The organism is Sphaerisporangium aureirubrum (assembly GCF_042658925.1).
Classification (GTDB): domain Bacteria; phylum Actinomycetota; class Actinomycetes; order Streptosporangiales; family Streptosporangiaceae; genus Sphaerisporangium; species Sphaerisporangium aureirubrum.
Window position 1 is genome coordinate 1 of record NZ_JBHSRF010000176.1, and the last position, 2,065, is coordinate 2,065.

Below are 2,065 nucleotides of genomic sequence, written 5' to 3' on the forward strand. Positions count from 1 at the left end.
TGGTGGTCGGTGTCGGCAGGCATCGGTGATGCTCCCTTCACGAGGTTTCCGGTGCGGTGGGCAGGTGGCGGAGTAGGTCGGTGGCGAGTTGGCTGGATACGCCCAGTCGGGCGCGCAGCAGGTCGAGGGTGATGGGCTTGCCGTGCTTGGCGTGGTGTTCGTCGGCCACGCGCCGGGCGTAGTCGAGTAGCGCGGCTGAGGGTTCGGTGGCGTCGCCCTGGGCGCTATCGGAGGAGGCCAGGAGGCTTGGAACCGCCGTGACCGGCGCGGAGACGGTTGAGGGCGGGGGAGGTTCGGGACGGGGGCCGGTCGCTCTGCGTTCCAGCATCGAGACGGCGACGAGGAAGGCTGCGGCGGGTGTTGCGGCGGTTAGCCAGCCCCGCGCCGAGGGTTCGGCCTGGTGGAGGTTGGCGGCCAGTGACAGGATGATTCCGGCGACGAGGACGAGGGTCGGCCAGGAGAGGGGGCCGGTCCGTTTGCGGCCGGTCTTCTTGTCGCGTTGTCGTTCGCGGGCGGCCATGACGCAGGTCAGGTCGACGCACACGGCCACTGCCCAGGCCATCGCGCCGGTCTGCCCGTGTTCCACTGCTGTCTCCCGTACGTGGGAGAAAGAGCCGGCACCGGCGATCAGTGCCAGGACGAGGACGGGACCGGAGTCCAGCAGCCAGGAGGCCAGGCGTCGCACGGCGGGTCAGCTCTTCCGGTGTTCCAGGACGGTGGTGTCGGGATCGAGGAACTCGGCGAGGTCGGCATCGGTCACCTGGGTGTCGTGGGTACCGGCCATGACGCCCGCCCAGGACGGAGTGAGACCGGCGTAGGTGCGGGTCGCGACTTCGGCGGCTTGCTCGGAGACGTAGAAGGAGCGCGCCCGGTACCACTGGCCGTCTTGGCCGGCCACGATCGCGACGCCGGGGGTATCGGAGGCGATGGCCCGTGCGGAGACCAGGGCCGCGGGATCGAGGTCGCCGAGGGTCATGGTCGCGGTTTCGGGGTCGTTGACCCGATGGCAGATCCGCCCCGAGCACTGGGCGCGCAGTGCGGTCACGCCAGGGCCGAGATCGGAGCCGATCCGCTGGCCGCAGCAGAACAGGTAGATGCCGAACGCCCGCCCGAGCTGAGCGACCCGCAGCAGCGCTGTCGAGGTCTTGGCGATCTCGTCTTTCTCGGACTTGTCGGCCATCAGGTACAGCTCGGCCAACTCATCGACCAGGACCACCACCGGGACCGGCCGCCGGTCGCTGGGCAACTGCCAGATGTTGCGTGCCCCAGCGGTACGGCAGGCCGCCATCCGGTCCACCATCAGCGCGACCAGGTCGTCTAGGAGCTGTACGCATTCGGCGCGGGAGGTGGCCAGGGCCGACAGGCGAGGTTCGTAGGGCGTGAACTCCACCCCGCCCTTGAGGTCGAAGCCGACGAGTGCCACCGGTTGAGGGGACAGTCCGATGATCAGGGCGTTGGCGAGGTTGGATTTGCCCGATTGGGTAGCGCCGGCGTTGAGCCAGTGCGGGACCGTCCGGAAGTCGATGACCCAGGGGGAGCCGGTCTCCAATCGGCCGACGGTGACCTTGAGGAGTTCGGTCGAGACGGGGAGCTGGTCGATTCGGACCAGCGGGTCTCGGATGGTCGCGGCCAGAGTGACGCGGCCCCGTTTCCGCGAGGAGACGCGTACGGCATGCACGCGCCAGGAATGCGCGAGTCGTTCGGCGACAGCGGCGTAGTCCTCGGGGATTTGTCCTTCCAGGAGCCGGATCGTGACACGCCAGCCATGACGCGTCGGCATGGGCGGCCACATCCACGGCTTGGTGTCGACCGCGACCCGTTGTAAGCGCCGTTTGACGCGGACGAGGCCGGTCGAGGAGATCAGGCCGGGGACGGTGGTGAACCAGAAGCGCTGCCGCTTCTTGGTCAAGCCGCACCCCAGGGCGACCTTGCGCCAGGTGAGACGGACCCTGACGGCGGTCAGCGGGAAGCCCAGGCACAGCCAGTAGGACCGGTGGTGCCAGCGGCGCCAGGCCCAGAGCCCGGCCGCCGAGGCGGCCAGGACTCCGAGCGTGAGGAGGAGACC

At 69.3% G+C, this 2,065-nt stretch carries 2 protein-coding genes; both read right to left on the reverse strand.

What is annotated here, in order from left to right; translation table 11 throughout:
* Positions 1–37: 37 nt before the first annotated feature.
* Positions 38–685, reverse strand: coding sequence for a DUF2637 domain-containing protein (locus tag ACFP1K_RS41005; protein ID WP_380763998.1), 648 nt, complete (start codon positions 683–685; stop codon positions 38–40).
* A 6-nt stretch (positions 686–691) separates the two neighbouring features.
* Positions 692–2,065: FtsK/SpoIIIE domain-containing protein (locus ACFP1K_RS41010; RefSeq protein ID WP_380764000.1), on the reverse strand; the 1,374-nt coding region annotated here is incomplete at its 5' end.